General features: G+C 70.0%; 14 protein-coding genes. 8 read left to right on the top strand and 6 right to left on the bottom strand.

The annotated features are described in order from the left end of the window. Nucleotides 1-152 precede the first annotated feature (152 nt). The 3 genes from G6O69_RS23180 to G6O69_RS23170 all read left to right on the top strand — a co-directional run bounded on the left by G6O69_RS23180 (nucleotide 153) and on the right by G6O69_RS23170 (nucleotide 2,515). A complete protein-coding gene (locus G6O69_RS23180; RefSeq protein ID WP_172305692.1) occupies nucleotides 153-1,166 on the top strand; it encodes a poly-gamma-glutamate hydrolase family protein in 1,014 nt (337 codons plus the stop codon). Between the two features lie 152 nt (nucleotides 1,167-1,318). Then, on the top strand, nucleotides 1,319-1,843 hold the full coding sequence (locus G6O69_RS23175; RefSeq protein ID WP_172305691.1) for a periplasmic heavy metal sensor: 525 nt from the start codon (nucleotides 1,319-1,321) through the stop codon (nucleotides 1,841-1,843). 228 nt (nucleotides 1,844-2,071) lie between these two features. Continuing rightward, nucleotides 2,072-2,515 carry a hypothetical protein gene (locus G6O69_RS23170; protein WP_172305690.1) on the top strand — a complete coding sequence of 148 codons (444 nt, stop codon included), beginning with the start codon at nucleotides 2,072-2,074 and terminating at the stop codon, nucleotides 2,513-2,515. A 79-nt stretch (nucleotides 2,516-2,594) separates the two neighbouring features. On the opposite strand, the gene G6O69_RS23165 is transcribed toward G6O69_RS23170, so the two are convergent. After that, the gene (locus G6O69_RS23165; RefSeq protein WP_172305689.1) at nucleotides 2,595-4,691 is read right to left on the bottom strand and encodes a hypothetical protein; all 2,097 of its coding nucleotides are present in this window, start codon (nucleotides 4,689-4,691) and stop codon (nucleotides 2,595-2,597) included. 203 nt (nucleotides 4,692-4,894) lie between these two features. On the opposite strand from G6O69_RS23165, the gene G6O69_RS23160 reads away from it, so the two are divergent. Then, nucleotides 4,895-5,071: a hypothetical protein gene (locus G6O69_RS23160; RefSeq protein WP_172305688.1), complete on the top strand. Its 177-nt coding sequence runs from the start codon at nucleotides 4,895-4,897 to the stop codon at nucleotides 5,069-5,071. An 82-nt stretch (nucleotides 5,072-5,153) separates the two neighbouring features. On the opposite strand, the gene G6O69_RS23155 is transcribed toward G6O69_RS23160, so the two are convergent. After that, entirely contained in the window at nucleotides 5,154-6,062 is a 909-nt protein-coding gene (locus G6O69_RS23155) for a phosphoribosylformylglycinamidine synthase subunit PurQ (protein WP_217909894.1), read from the bottom strand. Beyond that, nucleotides 6,019-9,024 (bottom strand): AIR synthase-related protein, encoded by a 3,006-nt coding sequence (locus tag G6O69_RS23150; RefSeq protein ID WP_172305686.1) that lies wholly within the window; start codon nucleotides 9,022-9,024, stop codon nucleotides 6,019-6,021. Before G6O69_RS23150 ends, G6O69_RS23155 begins: the two co-directional genes overlap by 44 nt. 400 nt (nucleotides 9,025-9,424) lie before the next feature. Here G6O69_RS23150 and G6O69_RS23145 point away from each other — a divergent pair, with 400 nt between their 5' ends. The 3 genes from G6O69_RS23145 to G6O69_RS23135 all read left to right on the top strand — a co-directional run bounded on the left by G6O69_RS23145 (nucleotide 9,425) and on the right by G6O69_RS23135 (nucleotide 11,125). Beyond that, on the top strand, nucleotides 9,425-10,021 hold the full coding sequence (locus G6O69_RS23145) for a hypothetical protein (RefSeq protein WP_172305685.1): 597 nt from the start codon (nucleotides 9,425-9,427) through the stop codon (nucleotides 10,019-10,021). A 343-nt stretch (nucleotides 10,022-10,364) separates the two neighbouring features. Next, nucleotides 10,365-10,547 (top strand): DUF1328 domain-containing protein, encoded by a 183-nt coding sequence (locus G6O69_RS23140; protein ID WP_172305684.1) that lies wholly within the window; start codon nucleotides 10,365-10,367, stop codon nucleotides 10,545-10,547. A 71-nt stretch (nucleotides 10,548-10,618) separates the two neighbouring features. After that, entirely contained in the window at nucleotides 10,619-11,125 is a 507-nt protein-coding gene (locus G6O69_RS23135) for a hypothetical protein (RefSeq protein ID WP_172305683.1), read from the top strand. Nucleotides 11,126-11,260: 135 nt separating this feature from the next. On the opposite strand, the gene aceA is transcribed toward G6O69_RS23135, so the two are convergent. Both aceA and aceB read right to left on the bottom strand, forming a co-directional pair. Then, complete coding sequence (gene aceA, locus G6O69_RS23130) at nucleotides 11,261-12,541, bottom strand: isocitrate lyase (RefSeq protein WP_172305682.1); 1,281 nt, start codon at nucleotides 12,539-12,541, stop codon at nucleotides 11,261-11,263. A 43-nt stretch (nucleotides 12,542-12,584) separates the two neighbouring features. Further along, complete coding sequence (aceB, locus tag G6O69_RS23125; protein WP_172305681.1) at nucleotides 12,585-14,180, bottom strand: malate synthase A; 1,596 nt, start codon at nucleotides 14,178-14,180, stop codon at nucleotides 12,585-12,587. Nucleotides 14,181-14,311: 131 nt separating this feature from the next. On the opposite strand from aceB, the gene G6O69_RS42315 reads away from it, so the two are divergent. Continuing rightward, a complete protein-coding gene (locus G6O69_RS42315; protein ID WP_172305680.1) occupies nucleotides 14,312-15,769 on the top strand; it encodes a helix-turn-helix transcriptional regulator in 1,458 nt (485 codons plus the stop codon). Between the two features lie 10 nt (nucleotides 15,770-15,779). Here the strand turns inward: G6O69_RS42315 and G6O69_RS42310 are convergent, their stop codons facing one another. Beyond that, nucleotides 15,780-17,381 (bottom strand): M23 family metallopeptidase, encoded by a 1,602-nt coding sequence (locus G6O69_RS42310; RefSeq protein ID WP_172305679.1) that lies wholly within the window; start codon nucleotides 17,379-17,381, stop codon nucleotides 15,780-15,782. Nucleotides 17,382-17,400 lie beyond the last annotated feature (19 nt).

Here is a 17,400-nt window from a genome sequence, read left to right as displayed (position 1 = left end):
ATCGAATAAAGGTGGGTTAAAACACGAGCACACACATTGGCACGACTTTGGCTTTATCAAAAAGCCATGACCACCACCGACACCATTCACACATTTGCCATCTGGGACAATCCAATGCCCAAATGCACAATTGAGCAAGGGGGAAGTTTCCAATGACCGCGAAGTGTTACCCCTCTGCACACCGCTCGCGCAGCGAACTCTCGCGTCGCGCCTTCTTCGGTAGCCTCGAAGCTGCGGCCCTCACCTGCGGCTGCGTCGAGGTCGGGACCCGGGAGCCCCCGGCGAGCTTTCGCAGCGGCTCCCAGACCCAAGTCAGCGTCTACAAGGCGATGCTCGCCCAGGAGGCGCTGATCGCTGATCCCACGCGCTGCTCGCTGTCGGTCGACCTCGGCTGGCTCGCGCAGCCCGGTGATCAGGTCCGCGTGATGCGGAGCGCCGACGAATTTGCCATCTATACCATCGACGCGCTCCACGACAGCCCCTCGGCTTCGCTGCGCATGTCCCTGGCGGGGCGCCAGCGCCTGGGAACCAGTCAGACCTTCGCGGCGATCCTCGACACCCAGGTCACGGCAACGGACTGCACGGACGCCGAGGCCCAGGCCGACAGCGAGTTCGTCGAGCGGGTCAGCGGTGAGATCGGCAATGACTCGCTGATCGTCATCGCGCCGCACGGCGGCGGGATCGAGGCCCACACCGACACGCAGGCGTCCAGCCTCGCCACCATCCGCGGGGTCGGCTACTGGGCCTGCAAGGGCTGGCGCTCCGGCGGCGGGGCCTACGATCGCTGGCACGTGACCAGCACCGACCTGAGCCCCTCCAACTTGCCAGGGCTCGCGCAGATCACTGGCGTCGGCTATCGCCGGGCCGTGGCCTTCCACGGCAAGTCCAGCCCCGGGGTGCTGATCGGCGGTGCGGCGGCGCTCGAGGAGCGGATAGTCGTCGGAGAGGCGGTCGCCCTCGCGCTGTCCGGCACGGGCCTGCCGATCGTCGTCGCCGAAGCCAACGACCCGCTCAACGGAGACTCGCCCCACAACGTCGTCAATTGGCTGACCGCCAGCGGAGTCGATGGGATCCAGCTCGAGCAATGCTCGACCGTACGCTCGAACTACGCCATGGCCGTGGTCTGGGCGGTGAACGCTGCCCTCGACACCCTCGAGAGCAGCTGAGTGGCCCGCGAGCGCCTCTCCAATCATGGCTTCGCCCACGCACGCCCTTTGGCCGCGTGGGCGAAGCCGTTCGCGCGAACAACGCGTTTGTTTACATGTCGATTACAAGGTCTCCACGGCGCACCTGGGCCGCAGCAGGCAACCTCCAAAACATGAGCAAGCAGCTCCCCCGTCGTCGCACCACCCTTCTCGCTAGCTTCGCGGGCGTCGCGCTCGCAGCCACATTGCTGGTCCCCGGCCTCGCCAAGGCCGATCCCGGCAAGGGCGCCGATGCCCAGGCCGAGCGCATCTGCGAGGAGGCCTCCTGCACCAGCACCCAGCGCAAGCAGGTCAAGAACATCTTCGATGACCTGCACGACGACGTGAAGCCCCACCGAAACGCCATCGAGAAGCTCCGCAAACAGATCGCCAACGAGTGGGCCAAGAGCAGCCCCAGCAAGTCCAAGCTCCGCAACTACGCCGACAAGATCGCCAACCATGAGCGCGACATCGGCCGCGAGCGCGTCGAGGCCATGATGAAGCTCCACAACGTGCTCAACGCGAGCCAGCGCAAGAAGGTCGCCGACGACGTCATGCAAGGCCACGGGCACAAGGGCGACAAGCACGGCAACGACTCGCCGAACTCGAACAAGGCCAAGCCCAACGGCAGCACGAACAAGGCCAAGCCCAACAAGTAGTCGCTCCCGACATCGCAGTGTCGACCGAGAGCCGTCCCTTCGGGGGCGGCTCTTTGTTTTTTGTATATTGTTTATTTCACGGCCATCGCTCGCAGGCGCGCTCACAGCTTTACGAAGGGGAGAACAAATATCGATAGTCCGCATCCGCATCCGGTTCACGATGAAGATGTGAGGTCGACGCGGACAACCCAAGCCGACCCCACTCACCCCAAGAAAGGAACCACGACCATGAGCATCGCCAGCCTGATCGGAACCCGCCTCCTCCCCCTCGCCATCGTCGGCACCCTCGCCGGCAGCAGCGTCCAGGCCTCCGCAGCCGCCCCAGCTGACGATGCCGCCCGCCAGCAACGCCAAGACGAGGGCGCCCGGGACAAACGCGGCCAGGGCAAGGCCGTCGGCCAGCGCGAGGGCCAGGCGCCCCAGCCCCAGGCCATGCCCAAGACCGCGGGGCCCAAGACCGCGGGGCCCAAGCCCGCGCCTGCGCCCGCTCCCAAAAAGGTGGAGGGGCCCAAGCCCAAGCCCGAGCCCAAGAAGATGAAGGCGCCCACCCCCGAGCCGCCGGCCAAGAAGGCCAAGAAGGCCAAGAAGGCCAAGAAGAACAAGCAGAACAAGCAGGCCCAGAAGGCCTCCACCCCCCAGGGCCCTGCCCCTGCCCCTGCCCCCCAGCGTTAGCCGAGGGCTGGACGAGCCAGCACAGCCCAAGCGAGAGCCCGCCCCGAAGCACTTCGGGGCGGGCTCTTCGCTTTGACGCTCACTCGGCAGACGGCTCGGGCCGCGGCCGCGAGCTCGGCAGCGCGACGACCCTCGGCACGCTGTAAGGGACCTGGGAGATCCACATGCGCGTGAGGCTGTTGAAGACCAGGTGGCGGCCATCGGCGACGAAGCGCGGCATGTAGTCGCGGACCTGGTTGTTGGTGATCACCCGCGACTCCAGGGGCCCTCCCAGGTGGAAGAGCTCGAGCTCCGCCGGTGCCCGACCATCGTCGAAGCCGAACACGACCCAGCGATCTTCCGCGCCCTTCGGCCCGGCCGGACCCACGCTCATGCCAAAGAGGCTGCGCCTGGTCAGCAGCACCCGCGCGTCGAGGTCCTCCGGCGTCAGGCTCAGCAGCTCGCGCGCTTGCTCGGCGCCGAGCTCTGCGTCTCGCCCGCTCGCCAGCTGGGCATCGATCTCGGCGAAGGCCGAGGGCAACAGACGCAGCACGATGAGCTCGAGCTCGTCTTCGGGGTTGCGGGCCGTGAGCAAGAAGCTCGCGCCTTCGAGGACCTCGACCTCGCGCAGCCGTCGGTCGGCCGCGAAGAAGGCCACGGGCACACGCAGGTAGGCCCCCGGCCTGCGGCGATCCACGAGGTAGAGCGCGTGCTCGGGGCGCCGAGACTGCGAGCGCTCGCGCGCGAGCACGATCATCCGGTGCTCGTCGACGAAGACCAGCTCGCCGATCTCGACCCCCTCGAGGCTCAGCAGGTCGACGCTGTCGACCCCGCCCGGCTCGACCTCGACCAGCGAGACCCCTGCCCGCGTGGGCCCGCGCCCCTGGTTGGGGCCGCGCTCGACCCACAGCCGGATCAGGCGCTGCTCACCGCGACCCACGACCCGAGCGAGCAGCGCTCGGCTGTCCTCGGCGCCCACGCCCAGCTCGGCCGCCACCGGGGCCACGGGCCCGAGGCTCGGGCGCGGGGCGATCACCCCCAAGCTCGCGCCGGGCAGCGAGGGCAGCGGGACCTCCCCCGCCAGCGACCAGTTGCAGCCCGCCCCCGACTGCTTGTGCCAGATCGAGATCTCGGCGTCGCGCGTGGCGATGGCCACGGCCCCGCCGCCGCGCGAGGCCTCGATCTGCGGCATCGCCGACATCTCCAGGGCCCCACCGGCGAGGGCGCGACAGGGCTCGGCCTGCGCAGGCTCGCCCGCGGCCAGCCCCGCCGCCAGGGCCTCCGGGGAGAGATAGTCGATGTGCATGCGCTCGCCCACGTCGAGCTCGAGGGTCTGCGCGTCGTCGCTGTAGACCTCGAGATCGTGGCGAAAGAGCAGCACCCCGCCGTCGGGATCGGGGATCGGGGATCCGGTCTGCCCGGCGTCGACCAGCGCCACCACGCCAGCGTCACCGGCGAGAGACTCGAGGGCCCCGCGCTCGGCCGACTCGAGCACCGCGGGGAAGCCTCGCGGACGCTCGATCATCTCGCGGGCGACGCGGATCTGAGCGTCGAACTGGAGCTCTTCGACGGTCGGGAGCCGCTCGCTGTCGCGCTCGCTGATCCGCGGCTGGGCGTAGAGGGCCTCGAGCGCGCCGTAGCCCGGCAGGCGGAGCATCGCAGGGTCGCCGGGCTCGTCGACGCGCAGCACGTGGGGGAAGGCGAAGTCGCCCACGCTGAGCGAGGCATAGTCCCGCTCGGCGAAGCCCTCGATGTCCCCGGGGGCCGGCTCGATCTCGAGCTTGGCGAGGGCGTCGAGCTGCTCGCTGGGGCGCTCGATGATCACGAAGCCAAAGCCCCGCTCGTCGGCGAGCTCGAGCACCCGCGCGAGGCCCTCGGGCGCCTCGTCTTCGCTCCCTTCCCCCTCGCCCCCTTCCCCCTCGCCCAACACGCGCGCGGCCTCGGCCTCCCAGTCCTCGAGGTCGTCGACGACGACCTCGAAGCCGCCGCGCTCGAGCACGTCGTAGTAATCGACGTCGCTGGTCGCCCCGGTCACGACCATCACCCGCTGACGCTGCTCCGGCGCGCCCCGACCCTCGTCGCGGGTCCCCGCCCAGACCGCGGCCCCCAAGCCACCGGCGATCAGCAGGACCAGCAGGGAGATCCGGGAGCGGAAGCTCCGGTTGAGTACGTCGACCTCCCCACGCTGACCCGCCATCCCGCCCAGTATACGAGTCAGGCGCGGCGCGCACCCCTCGACCCGCTGCCGCGTCGACTCGGCGCCCACGGCACGCTCCGGAGCAGCTCTGGTCCCCTCCCCGCCAGACGCGCCTCCCGAGCGATCGCGGCGCGAGCTCGTGCAGCAAAAAAATTTCCGATGGCGCAATCCCTGGGGGCACCACCGGGTACTGACACGTCCGAATGAACGCCATCACCGCCATCGCCGCCGTCGTCATCGCCACCACCGCCCTGGTCCCCGCCATCGCCGAGCTCGCCCGCATCCGTCGCGAGCGAAGCAACCCCCTCCGACGCCTGCGCGTCGCCACCCGCCGCAACCAGGCTCCGAGCGCGAGCGGCAGCTTCGTCGGATCCCGCTGAGCCCGACCGCGGTGGCGAGGCCCCGCCCCGGCGCGCGCGAGCCCGGGGCCTGTCCGCCCCGCCGCGCGCTCTCAGGCCCCGCTCAGCCCTGGGAGGCCGCGCGCAAGCCGTTCGCGTAGATCCGCAGCCCCAGCCCGTAGCCAGGATCTTCCCCGGCGTCGCGCCTGGCGATCCAGCGCGGGTGGTTCTCCGGGTACAGGAAGGCCTCGGGGTGCGGCATCAGCCCAAACACCCGGCCGCTGCGATCGCAGAGCCCCGCGGCCGCGCCCACGGAGCCGTTGGGGTTCGCCGGCCAGTCCTGCGTGGGTCGGCCCTCGGCATCCGCGTAGCGCACGGGGATCCGGTGCTCGGCCTCGAGCTGGGAGCGCAGCGCCTCGTCGGCGAACACCAGCTTGCCCTCGCCGTGGCGGCTCGGCGCCTCGATCACGGCTCCCTCGCCACCCAGGCCCTCGGTCCACACGCAGGGGCTGTCCTCGTCGACGGCCATGCGCACCCAGGCGTCGCGGTAGCCCAGGCGCTCGTTGCCGATCACCGAGACGCGCTGCGGCGCGAGCTGGTCGCCGGCCTCGTCGGCCGTCGGCCCCGGCAACAGCCCGAGCTTGACCATGGCCTGAAAGCCGTTGCACATCCCGATCGCCATGCCGCCCTCGGCGACGAAGCGCGCCAGCGCCTCGCCCAGGCCAAAGCGCAGCCGGTTGGCGAAGATCCGCCCGCTCGCCACGTGGTCGCCGAAGGAGAACCCGCCGATGAAGGCGATGATCTTCGCGCCCTCGAGGGCGCTGGGATCGGCGAGCAGATCGAAGACGTGGACCAGGCGGACCCGAGCACCCAGCAGCTCGAAGGCCGCGCGGGTCTCGGCCTCGCAGTTGAGGCCGTAGCCCGTGGGGATCAGGACCTCGACCTCGGCGACGGCGTCGCGGTCGAGGCCAAGGTGGCTGGCGTAGCGCTCACAGTCCATGGAGTCCCTCCAAGAAAGGCCGGCGCAGCTCATCGAGGCCGAGGTCCAGCGTTGGACCCGGCCCGTCGGCGGCGGAAGACGAGGTGATGGTCAGCCGCGCGCGCTCGCTGACGCGGCCGAGGGCGACGAGGCCGTGGCCGGCCAGGGCGGCCTCGAGGGCCTCGGCCTGGTCGGCGCCGCAGGTCAGCACGATGCGCCCGGTGCTCTCGGAGAAGAGCATGGCGTTGATGTCCATGCTGCCCTCGGTGGACAGCGCGAGCTCGAGGCCGCGCTCGCTGGCCAGGACCATGTCGGCCACGGCCACGCCCAGGCCGCCGCGACCGCAGACGTGGGCCGAGCGCACCAAGCCGGCGTCGCGTGCCTTGGCGAAGGCCTCGTAGCGCGCCCAGCAGGCGGCGAGGTCCGTGCGCGGGACCGCCTCCACCCCGGGCCCGACCAGCGCCCGCGCGCGCGTGAGCTCGCTGCCCCCGAGCTCCGCGGCCGTCGGCCCGAGCAGGTAGACCCGGTCCCCCGCGGCCCGCGGCTCGAGGCTCAGGCAGCGGCCCACGTCCTCGGTCTGCGCGATCACGCTGACCAGGAGCGTCGGCGGGATCGAGATCTTGACCCCGCCGAGGTAGGCGTCGTTCTTCATCGAGTCCTTGCCCGAGATCAGCGGCACCCCATAGGCCACGCAGGCGGCGTGCAGGCCCTCGCAGCAGCGGACCAGCTGGGCGAGCTTGTGGTGGCCGTCGGGGGTCTTGGCCGAGGCGATGGGATCGGGCCAGCAGAAGTTGTCGAGGGCAGCGAGGCGATCGATGCGCGCGCCTGCGCAGAGCACCCGGCGCACGCCCTCGTCGACGCAGGCCATGGCCATCGCCTCGGTGTCGAAGTCCGAGTACCAGGGGTGCACGCCCTCGCCGAGGATCACCCCCTCGTCGCGGCCGTGGCGGACCCGCATCACCGTCGCCGTCGAGCGCACGTCGCCCTGCACCCCGACGAGCGGCTTGATCACGCTCAGCCCCTTGACCTCGTGGTCGTAGGCGCGGGCGCGCTCGTGGCCCGCGGCCAGGTTGGGGCGCGCGAGCAGCTCGACCAGCAAGGCCGCGGGCTCGAGGGCGGCGAGGACCTCGAAGCCCTCGGCGCCAGCGGCGGCCGAGGACGCGTCGGCGCCGGCGTCCGGCGGAGACCAGCGCGCCTCGAGGGTCGGCAGCGGCACGCCCTCGTGCATGAACGCGAGCTCGAGATCGCAGACCTCGAGCTCGCCATGGACGACGCGAAAGTGCCCGTCGTCGGTGAACTCGCCGAGCACCGAAGCCTCGACCTCGCGGCGCTCGGCAAGGGCCAAGAAGGCGTCGAGCTGCGCCGGCGGGACGGCCACGGTCATCCGCTCCTGGGCCTCGGAGATCAGGATCTCCCAGGGCGCGAGGCCCGGGTACTTCAGCGGCGCCCGCTCGAGATCGATGCGCGCGCCCCCGGTGGCCTCGGCCAGCTCGCCCACGGAGCTCGACAGCCCGCCGGCCCCGTTGTCGGTCATGCCCGAGTAGAGCCCGCGATCCCGGGCCTCCGCGAGGAAGTCCCACATCATCTTTTGGGTGATCGGGTCGCCGATCTGCACGGCCTGGACCGGCGAGTTCTCGTCGAGCTCGACGCTCGAAAAGGTCGCGCCGTGGATCCCGTCCTTGCCGATCCGCCCGCCGACCATGACGATGGCGTCGCCCACGGCGATCTCCTTGCGCTCCGTGGGCCGCCAGCCCTCGCCGCCGGGGCCCGGGACGCGCACGGGCATGGCCGCCGCCGTCCCGCAGTAAACCAGCGGCTTGCCCGCGTAGCGCGAGTCGAAGAGCTCGAAGCCGCGGCTGTAGGGGATCCCCGACTGGTTGCCGCCGTCGACCACGCCGTGGTGCACCCCGTCGCGGATCCGCCGAGGGTGCATCAGCCCGGGCGGAAGCTCGATCTCGGCGCGAGGATCGCCAAAGCAGTAGCCCCAGACGTTGGTCAGCAGATCCGCGCCCAGGCCGGTGCCGAAGCTGTCGCGGTTGACCCCGACGATGCCCGTCATCGCGCCGCCGTAGGGATCGAGGGCCGAGGGCGAGTTGTGGGTCTCGACCTTGTAGACCAGGTGATCGTCGTCGGTGAAGCGGACCACCCCGGCGTTGTCGTGGAAGACCGAGACCAAAAAGTCGTCACCGCGCGCATCCGCGACAGTCTGCGTGGCACCGCGCACGTAGGTCCGAAACAGGCCACGATCGATGGTGCGCTCGCGGCCCTCGGGATCGACGTAGTGAATCGGCGAGGCGAAGATCTTGTGCTTGCAGTGCTCCGACCAGGTCTGGGCCAGGCACTCGAGCTCCGCGTCGCTGGGGTCGCGCCCGCGCTCGCGAAAGTGGGCCGCGATGGCCCGCATCTCGGCGAGACTCAGGGCCAACATCCCCGCCTGCGAGATCCGCTCGAGCTCGGCGTCGTCGGCCTCGCGCATGGCCACGTGGGCGACCTCCACGGGCCGCTCGCTGCCCGCTCGCGGGATCTCGAGGTCGAGCTCGCGGGGGGCCTGCTGCACGCGGCAGCGCTCGATCAGCGGGTTGTAGAGCAGCTCTCGAGCCGCGCGCTCGACCTCGTCTCGCGTCAGGCCCCAAAACACATAGAGCGTCGAGCTGTAGACGTGGCCGCCGAGCGCCCGGCCCAGGCAGTCGCTCGCCGCCCGGGTCACGCTGTGTCCGACGGCATCCGTCACGCCTGGCATGAAGCCCACGCTGACCATCCACGCGGCTTCGCCATCGGGCCCGGGTTGGTCCTCGAGCATGCCCAATGACCCGATCTCCGCGACGGGATCGACCACGGCCGCGAGCACGCGCGCGGCCTCTGGCTCGTCGATGCCGAGGTCGAGGTGAAAGACCTTGCGGGTCCGCAGCGCCGCGGGCCGCAGCCCCAGCCATGTCTCCAGGCGTCGGCGCGTCGCTTCGGCGAGCGGATCGGCGAGCCCTGGTCGGACCTCGATCTCCAGGCGTTGGACGGTCACGGGCGGATTCCTCGCCCGCCGTCGCAGAGCAGTCAATCCCCACTCGGTGCCTTCGATGTGCGCGCTCGTGGCGGTGCGCGGAAGCGATCTCGGCGCGGCGATCCCTCGACTCCCAGCACGCAGGGCAGCCGATCTTCGCCCCGCGGGACTTGACACCCATGCGAGCGCCCTGCACTCTTTCCTGGACAGCTTCGATTTGCTAGGGCTGAGCCACGATCAGTGACGCGAGCGACCGCTCGTGACGATCCGCGCTCCTCACCCTTCCCGTGGTGGGCCTAGCAGCGCAGTTGGATGGCGTCACTGGCAATGTTTGGCCCCTGGGCCGCGCCTGGACGTCCACCGTAGCGAGAGGTTTCTGCTTTGAAAACCTGCCAATCAAGCTCTCCAATCGAGCGTCATCATGACCGCGGTCGCTGACATTCAACCCCTCCAAGAGGACGTCGTCGACGGCCGCAAAGCCGAGGTTGACGAGCAATGGCGCCAGTCCTTGCTCGAGGTGATGCGCCAGGTCGTTCACTCCCTGCCCGACGAGACCTCCCTCGGTGAGCTCGTCCAGGCGACCCGACAAAACCCCCACCTCGCCCCGATGCTCGGCTACATGTCGGTGCAAGAGCTCATCGACATGGCCGTGGCTCGCCCCGCGCAGCTCAAGTCCGAGCCCGCGCCGAGCCGCGCACAACGCGAGCCAGAGATCGAGTTCGACGAAGAGGGCAATCCAATCATGGATCTGCCCGACGCTGGCCCTGCCGTCATTCGACGCCGCGCCGACGTCCCCGACGGCGACCTGCGCATTCTCAGGACCCTCGCCGAAGACGGCCCCATTGGTGAGCCTGCGCTCATCCGCGCGACCAAGCTGACCCAGGAGCAGGTCAAGCTGATCCTTCGCCACCTGCGAACCAGGGGCTGGGTCCACGTCGAGGGCAGCGGGTCCAAGCGCAAGGTCAAGATCACGCGCAACGGCTCCTCGCACCTGCGCAAGATCAACCGCAAGCGCTGAGCCACCCCCGTCGGCTGTCACCGCAGCCACGACAGTTAGACAACAGATAGATGAAACTGGCTGGAGAGCGCGCCTTTGGGTGTCGTTTTCCGGCCATTGTCATTTCTACATTCAGATAGTCGCAGCGACTGTCGACGCTGCGAGCCTCGCTACAAAGTCTTCAGCATGGATTGATTGCGCCATCGCGGCGCGGCTGTGCCAGGTGTGTCGAATCGAGCCAACCGCTCACGTCACATCGGCATCAGCACGCTCTCAGACGCCGTTTCAGGTCGTTTTCGAGGCGAGCACGCGGGTTGGCATCGGACCTGCAGAAGTATCCGAGCGTCACTGAAAGGAGACCATTTTGCTCGGATATGCACTCATTTTCTTCGTCATCGCCATCATCGCTGCCGTCTTCGGTTTCGGCGGCATCGCTGCCAGCGCGGCCGCAGTCGCCAAGATCCTGTTTTGGGTGTTCCTCGCCGTCGCCCTCGTCACCTTGGTGATCGACCTGGCCGGCTCGGCGCGTCGAGCCCTGTCCTCGTGACCCGCGGCTCGTCGCCCACGACGACCATCGAGACCTCCCCACTCCCCCACCCCGACGATTGGACAAGCACCATGAAACTCCAGCTTCTCACTGCACCCCTCCTCGTGATCTTCTTCGCCGCCGGCTGCGAGCAGACCAAGGTCGACGACCAGGCCGCCAAGGAGCTCGACCAGGCCGGAGACAGGGTCGAGGCCAAGGCCGAGGCCCTCGGTGAACGCATCGACCAAGCCGGCGAGCGTGCGGCCGACAGGGCCGACGCCAAGGCCGAGGCGATCGGCGACCGCCTCGACCAGGCGGGCGACAAGGCCGACGCCAAGGCCGACGAGGTCGTCGCCAACGCCGAGGCCCGCCTCGCCTCCCTCGATGATCGCATCGAGACGGCCAAGGCCAACGCCAAGGCCGAGGGCCGCGAGTTCGGCGACGACGCCGAGAAGGAGATCGCCGAGGCCAAGGCCAATGTCCAGGCCAAGACCAAGGCCGCCAAGGAGGCCTCGCGCGAGGAGTCCAAGGAAGCCATCGCCGAGCTCCAGGCCGCGCTCGAGGATCTCGACGATGCCCTCGACCCGGCTCACAGCTGAGCGCATCGACGACTCGAACGCGACGCAAAGACCCCGGCGCGCCACGGCGCGTCGGGGTCTTCGTCGATGCGCTCGGTGGCGAGCGCAGCGAGCTCGGCCAGCAGGGATCAGCCAGCTGGGATCAGCCAGCTGGGATCAGCCAGCCTTGGCGCCGTCGAACTGCGCGGCCTCGGTGCTCTCGTTCATCGCCAGGGTCGACGACTGGCCGCCGCTGATCACCTGGGCGACGCGGTCGAAGTAGCCGGTCCCGACCTCGCGCTGGTGACGGACGGCGGTGTAGCCCTGCTCCTCGGCGGCGAACTCGGCCTCCTGGAGCTCGCTGTAGGCCGTCATCCCGCGATCCTTGTAGCCGAGGGCCAGCTGGAACATCGAGTGGTTGAGGGCGTGGAAGCCCGCCAGGGTCACGAACTGGAACTTGTAGCCCATGGCCCCGAGCTCGCGCTGGAAGCGAGCGATGGTCGCGTCGTCGAGCTTGCGCTTCCAGTTGAAGCTGGGCGAACAGTTGTAGGCCAGCAGCTTGCCGGGGAAGCGCGCGTGGATCGCCTCGGCGAACTTGCGGGCCTCGTCGAGGTCCGGCGTCGAGGTCTCACACCACAGCAGGTCCGCGTAGGGGGCGTAGGCCAGGCCGCGGGCGATGGCCGCCTCGACGCCCGAGCGCACGCGGAAGAAGCCGTCGGGGGTCCGCTCCTTGTCGACGATGAACTCGCGGTCGCGCTCGTCGATGTCCGAGGTCAGCAGCTTGGCGCTGTTGGCATCGGTGCGGGCGATCAGCACGGTCGGCACGTTGGCCACGTCGGCCGCCAGGCGAGCGGCCTTCAAGGTGCGCTCGAACTGGCTGGTCGGCACGAGCACCTTGCCGCCGAGGTGGCCGCACTTCTTCTCCGACGCGAGCTGGTCCTCGAAGTGCACGCCGGCGGCGCCCGCCTCGATCATCCCCTTCATCAGCTCGAAGGCGTTGAGCGGCCCGCCGAAGCCGGCCTCGGCGTCGGCGACGATCGGGACCATCCAGTGGCGCTCGGCCTTGCCGGTCTCCGAGCGCTCGACCTGGTCGGCGCGCAGCAGCGCGGCGTTGATCCGCTTGACCACCGAGGGCACCGAGTTGGCCGGGTAGAGGCTCTGGTCGGGGTACATCTGCCCGGCCAAGTTCGCGTCGGCGGCGACCTGCCAGCCCGAGAGATAGATCGACTCGAGCCCGGCGCGGACCTGCTGCACGGCCTGGTTGCCGGTCAGAGCCCCGAGCGCGTTGACGTAGTCGCGCTCGTTGAGCAGCTTCCACAGGCGCTCGGCGCCGACGCGGGCCAAGGTGTGCTCGACGATCACCGAGGGGCGGAGTCGATCGACGTCAGCGGCGGTGTAGGAGCGGGTGACCCCCTTCCAGCGGTCATCGGTGAAGGTCATGGCGTCTTGCTGGCTCATGTCGGTTTGCCTTTCTATCTGGAGAGATCCGGGGTCAGGTGGTTCAGTCGAGGTGCTCGTAGGCCTCGAGGGTCAAGAAGTCGGCGAGCTCGTCAGCCAAGACGAGCTTGCGGAACAGCTGGGCGGCGAGCGTGAAGCGCCCAGCGTCAAAGCGTTCGCTGCCGAGGGCCTCGCGCAGACCGGCGAGCTCCTCGGTGATCACGGATTCGATCAACGCGGCGTCGACGGTCCGCCCGTCGTCGAGGGCGGCGGCGTGACGACGCCACTGCCACAGCTGGGCGCGGGAGATCTCGGCCGTGGCCGCGTCCTCCATCAGCCAGTTGATCGGCACGCAGCCGCGGCCGCACAGCCAGGCCTCGAGGTACTCGATGCCCACGCGCACGTTGAGGCGCAGGCCGGCCTCGCTGCGCGGGCCCGCGGGCGGCTCGAGCAGCTGGGCCGCGCTGACCTCGACGTCGTCGCGCAGGCGGTCGAGCTGGTTGTCGGCCGTGGTCACGGCCGCGAAGGCCTCGCGCGCCGTGGGGATCAGCCCGGGGTGGGCGACCCAGGTGCCGTCGTGGCCGTCCTGGGCCTCGCGGCGCTTGTCCTCGGCGACCTTGGCCAGGGCGACCTCGTTCTCGGGGCCGGGCCTGGGGATCTGCGCTGCCATCCCGCCCATGGCGTGGGCGCCACGGCGGTGACAGGTGCGGATCGAGAGCAGCGCGTAGGCCCGCATGAAGGGCTGGGTCATGCCCACGGCCCCACGGTCGGGGAACACCCGGCTGGGGTCGGTGCGCAGCGTCTTGATCGCCGAGAAGATGTAGTCCCAGCGCCCGCAGTTGAGCCCCGCCGAGTGCTCGCGCAGCTCGTAGAGGATCTCGTCCATCTCGAAGGCCGCCGGCAAGGTCTCGATCAGCACCGTCGCCCGGACCGTGCCGCGCGGGATGTCGAGCAGCGCTTGGGCGCGGACGAAGACCTCGTTCCACAGCCGCGCCTCGAGGTGGCTCTCGAGCTTGGGCAGGTAGAAGTAAGGGCCGCTGCCCCGGGCGATCAGCTCGCGGGCGTTGTGGAAGAAGTACAGGCCAAAGTCGACGAGGCTGGCCGCCGCCGGGAGGTCGCCAAAGCGCAGGTGGACCTCCTTCATGTGCAGGCCGCGGGGGCGGACCAGCAAGGTCGCGCGCTCCTGCGCCGGGCGCAGCTTGTAGTGCTTGCCCTTGGCCTCGTCGACGAACTCGAGCGTCCCGCGGACCGCGTCGATCAGCGCCGCCTGACCCGAGACCACGTTGGCCCAGGTCGGCGAGGTCGCGTCCTCGCAGTCGGCCATGAACACGTCCGCGCCCGAGTTGAGCGCGTTGATGATCATCTTGGCGTCGATCGGCCCGGTGATCTCGACGGTGCGCTTGCGCAGATCCGCGGGCGCCTCGGCCACGCGCCAGCTCGCCTTGCGGACCTCCTCGGTCGCGGCCAGGAAGTCCGGGCGCTCCCCGGCGTCGTAGCGGGCTTGGACCTCCCGGCGGCGGGCCAGGAGGGCGTCGATCTGCGGCTGGAACTCCGCGCACAGGGCGCCAACAAAGGCGAGGGCTTCGGCGGTGAGCACGCGACCGCTCCCGGGGAGGGGTTCGGCGGCGACCCGAAGTGGCGCAGGAGCTTCCGTCATCATGTTTACAGATGGTAGTGAAGACACCGTTCAGAATCAATAACTCAAGTCTTTTCAAGCAGTTACACATGTAAACGTTTTCAAGTATCGTCCAGTAAAGTTGTAAACCTTGTAAAAGATGGGCATCCTGGGGCGTGGCCTCGCAGAGCCTCAACAACCTCGGAGCCAAGGTTCGCGCCAAGCGGCGCGCCCGCGGCATCGCTCAGGCGGAGCTCGCCCGCAGGCTGGGCATCTCGGCCAGCTACCTCAACTTGATCGAGCACAACCAGCGCCCGCTGACCGCGGAGCTGCTGATCAAGCTGGCGGCGCACTTCGACCTCGAGCTGCGCGACTTCACCGTCGACGACGACCGCCGCCTGGCCGCGGACCTGCTCGAGGCCTTCGCGGATCCAGTGTTCGAGGATCACGCGCTCAACTCCGCGGACGTCCGCGAGCTCGCCGGCAGCTCGCCCGCGATCGCTCGCGCCGTGCTCGCGCTCTACACCCAATACCAGCGCGCCCGCGCCTCGCTCGCCGAGCTCGCCGAGCACAGCTACGCCGAGCAAGAGCAGCTGCGCCCGGCCGGGGTCGCTCCCCTCGCCGGCGAGGTGTTGCCCTCGGAGGAGGTCAACGACTTCCTCCAGCACCACATGAACTACTTTGGTGAGCTCGAGGAGCTGGCCGACAAGCTGTGGGTCGACGCCAAGCTGCGCCGCGGCGGTCGCTTCGCCGCCATGGCCGAGTGGCTCGAGCGCGAGGGCATCGGCGTGCGCCTGAGCGCGGCGGGCGAGGGCCGGATCATCCGCCGCTACGACGCCGACCTGCGCCGCGTGAGCCTGTCCGAGGCCCTGCCCCCGTCCTCGCGCAACTTCCAGCTCGCCGCCCAGATCGCCCTGCTGCGCCACCACGACGTGCTCGTGCGCCTGACCGAGGGCGAGGACGAAGGCCTGAGCTCGCCCTCGGCCCGCACCCTCGCCCGGGTCGTGCTCGCCAACTACTTCGCCGGCGCAGTGCTCATGCCCTACGAGCGCTTTCGGCAGTCGGCGATCTCGCAGCGCTACGACGTCGAGATCCTCGCCAACCGCTTTGGCACGAGCTTCGAGCAGGTCTGCCACCGACTCACCAGCCTGCGCCGGCCGGGCGCCGAGGGCGTCCCCTTTCACATGCTCCGCGTCGACATCGCGGGCAACATCTCCAAGCGCTTCTCGGCCTCGGGGATCCGCTTCGCCCGCTTCTCCGGCGCCTGCCCGCGCTGGAACGTGTTCCACGCCTTCCAGACCCCCGGGATGATCCGCGTGCAGGTCTCGGTGATGCCCGACGGCGAGTCCTTCTTTTGCATGGCGCGGACCGTCGCCCACGGGCGCGGGGGCTACGGCTCGTCACGCACCACCTTGGCCGTGGGCCTGGGCTGCCCGCTCGAGCACGCCAAGGCCCTGGTCTACGCCGACGGCATCGACCTCGACGACCGCGAGACGGCGCTGCCCGTGGGCGTGACCTGCCGGCTCTGCGATCGCAAGGACTGCGAACAGCGGGTCTTGCCCGCCCTCGGCGCGCCGCTGCGAGTCCGCGAGGACCTGCGCGGCGTGTCGATGTACACGACCCCCGAGGGCTGAGCGCCCGCGCCTACTCGCCGGCTTTGCGCATCGCCCGACGCCAGCTGCGGATGTCCTCGCCAAAGCGCTCGAGCTGATCTTCGGGCACGAAGTCCCCGGCCCGCGGCGCGCGGACGCCCAGGGCCATGGGGTCGAGACGCTCGCCGGCGGCGTCGAGGAGCTCGAGGCGCAGGCGGGGCGCCGGCGTCTTCCCGGTCTGGCCGACCAGGCCGATGATCTGGCCCTGCTCGACGCGGTCGCCCGGCTGAAGCTCGCCGATGGTCCGCATCAGGTGGGCGTAGCGGACGCGCTGGCCGACCACCTGCGCGGCAGCGTCCTCGCCCTGGCCCTGGCCCTGCTCGGCGTCATAGGCGTCGAGCTCGATCTCGACGACCAGGCCGTCGTCGCCCTCGAGGCCCACGCGGCGGATCAGTCCCCCGCCCAGCGCGACCACGGGGGCGCCCTGGGGGCGGCGGTAGACGGCGCCCATGCGCCCGTCGACGAACTCGATGGCCGGCGCGAGCGCGGCCCGTCCCTCGGCGGCGACGGGATGCCAGGCGAAGGGCGTGCGCAGCAGCGCGCGAGTCATCGGCCGGCCCTTGCTGTCGAAGAAGGCCTCGTCGACGCCCACGGGCTTGTAGCGGTAGTAGGCCAGGCTCCCGGCGTTGCCGCGGAAGCGCAGGGCCAGGAGCTTGCCGTAGCGGTGGAAGTTGCGCCCGAGGTAGCGCTTCTCGACCAGCACCTGGATCGTATCGCCGGGGCGCGTGTCCGCGGTGAAGTCGAGGTCCTGAGCCAAGGTGTCGCTGATCAGCCGGGCCAGCTCGGGGGTCTGGCCGGCGTCGACGGCCGCCTCCTCCAAGCTCGCGTGCTCGCCGAGCTCGAGGGCGATCACCGCCACGTCGACGCGCAGGGGGTGCTGGATGTTGCGGACGGTGAAGCTCGAGCCGTCGCGGCAGACCTGCACGAGGTGGCCCTCGGCGAGCTCGACCTCGAGGGCCGAGAGCCCGCCGTCGCGGTCACCGGCGACGCGAACGGGCGCGCCGCTGCCGGTCAGCAGCCCGAGGTCCATGGTGTCGCGGATCGCGGCCTCGAGCTCGTCGATGACCGTGGCCGCGACCCCGAGCTCGAGCAGGGCCAGGCGCAGCGTCCGGCCCTCGTTGAGCCGAGACTCGAGGCGCAGCTGGCCGTCGAGGCCGGCGAAGACGTCGACGGGGTCGCCCCCGCAGGCTTCGCTCATGGGGTCGGCGAAGCCGTGGCGGCGGTCTCCGCCGATCACCGCGGCCTTGGCCGAGAACGCGTCGAGGCCGCCCTCGTCGCGCCACAAGAAGATCCACGCGTTGACGAAGGCGAGCACCAAGAGCAGCAGGATCGTCCGGTTGCGCGCCTTGAACTCGGCGACGTCGCGCTTGCCCTTGCCCTTGCCCTTGCCCTTGCCCTTGCCCTTGCCGCGCCCCTTGCCCTTGCTCTTGCCGAGCTCGGGATCGACGCGGCGGTTGCCCTTCGAACGGGCCGCGCCCCGAGGCGCACGCGAGCTGCCGCCGTGCTTGATGCCGCGCTGTCGCCCGCGCTTGGAGCCGGTCTCGGGACCGACGCGTCGGTTGGCGCCGCTTCGGCTTGAACGCTTGCTCGCCACGTCTCATGCGGCTAGCAGG

This window comes from Pseudenhygromyxa sp. WMMC2535 (genome assembly GCF_011083025.2).
The sequence above is the reverse complement of the archived record's forward strand: the minus strand, read 5'-3'. Positions and strand labels throughout refer to the sequence as shown.

Bases quoted from the DNA above. Each gene is read 5' to 3' on its own strand.
- aceB (WP_172305681.1), bottom strand. From the start codon at position 14,180: ATGATGACGGAAGCTCCTGCGCCACTTCGGGTCGCCGCCGAACCCCTC.
- G6O69_RS23170 (WP_172305690.1), top strand. From the start codon at position 2,072: ATGAGCATCGCCAGCCTGATCGGAACCCGCCTCCTCCCCCTCGCCATC.
- aceA (WP_172305682.1), bottom strand. From the start codon at position 12,541: ATGAGCCAGCAAGACGCCATGACCTTCACCGATGACCGCTGGAAGGGG.
- G6O69_RS23155 (WP_217909894.1), bottom strand. From the start codon at position 6,062: ATGAGCTGCGCCGGCCTTTCTTGGAGGGACTCCATGGACTGTGAGCGC.
- G6O69_RS23175 (WP_172305691.1), top strand. From the start codon at position 1,319: ATGAGCAAGCAGCTCCCCCGTCGTCGCACCACCCTTCTCGCTAGCTTC.
- G6O69_RS23180 (WP_172305692.1), top strand. From the start codon at position 153: ATGACCGCGAAGTGTTACCCCTCTGCACACCGCTCGCGCAGCGAACTC.
- G6O69_RS23165 (WP_172305689.1), bottom strand. From the start codon at position 4,691: ATGGCGGGTCAGCGTGGGGAGGTCGACGTACTCAACCGGAGCTTCCGC.
- G6O69_RS23145 (WP_172305685.1), top strand. From the start codon at position 9,425: ATGACCGCGGTCGCTGACATTCAACCCCTCCAAGAGGACGTCGTCGAC.
- G6O69_RS23160 (WP_172305688.1), top strand. From the start codon at position 4,895: ATGAACGCCATCACCGCCATCGCCGCCGTCGTCATCGCCACCACCGCC.
- G6O69_RS23135 (WP_172305683.1), top strand. From the start codon at position 10,619: ATGAAACTCCAGCTTCTCACTGCACCCCTCCTCGTGATCTTCTTCGCC.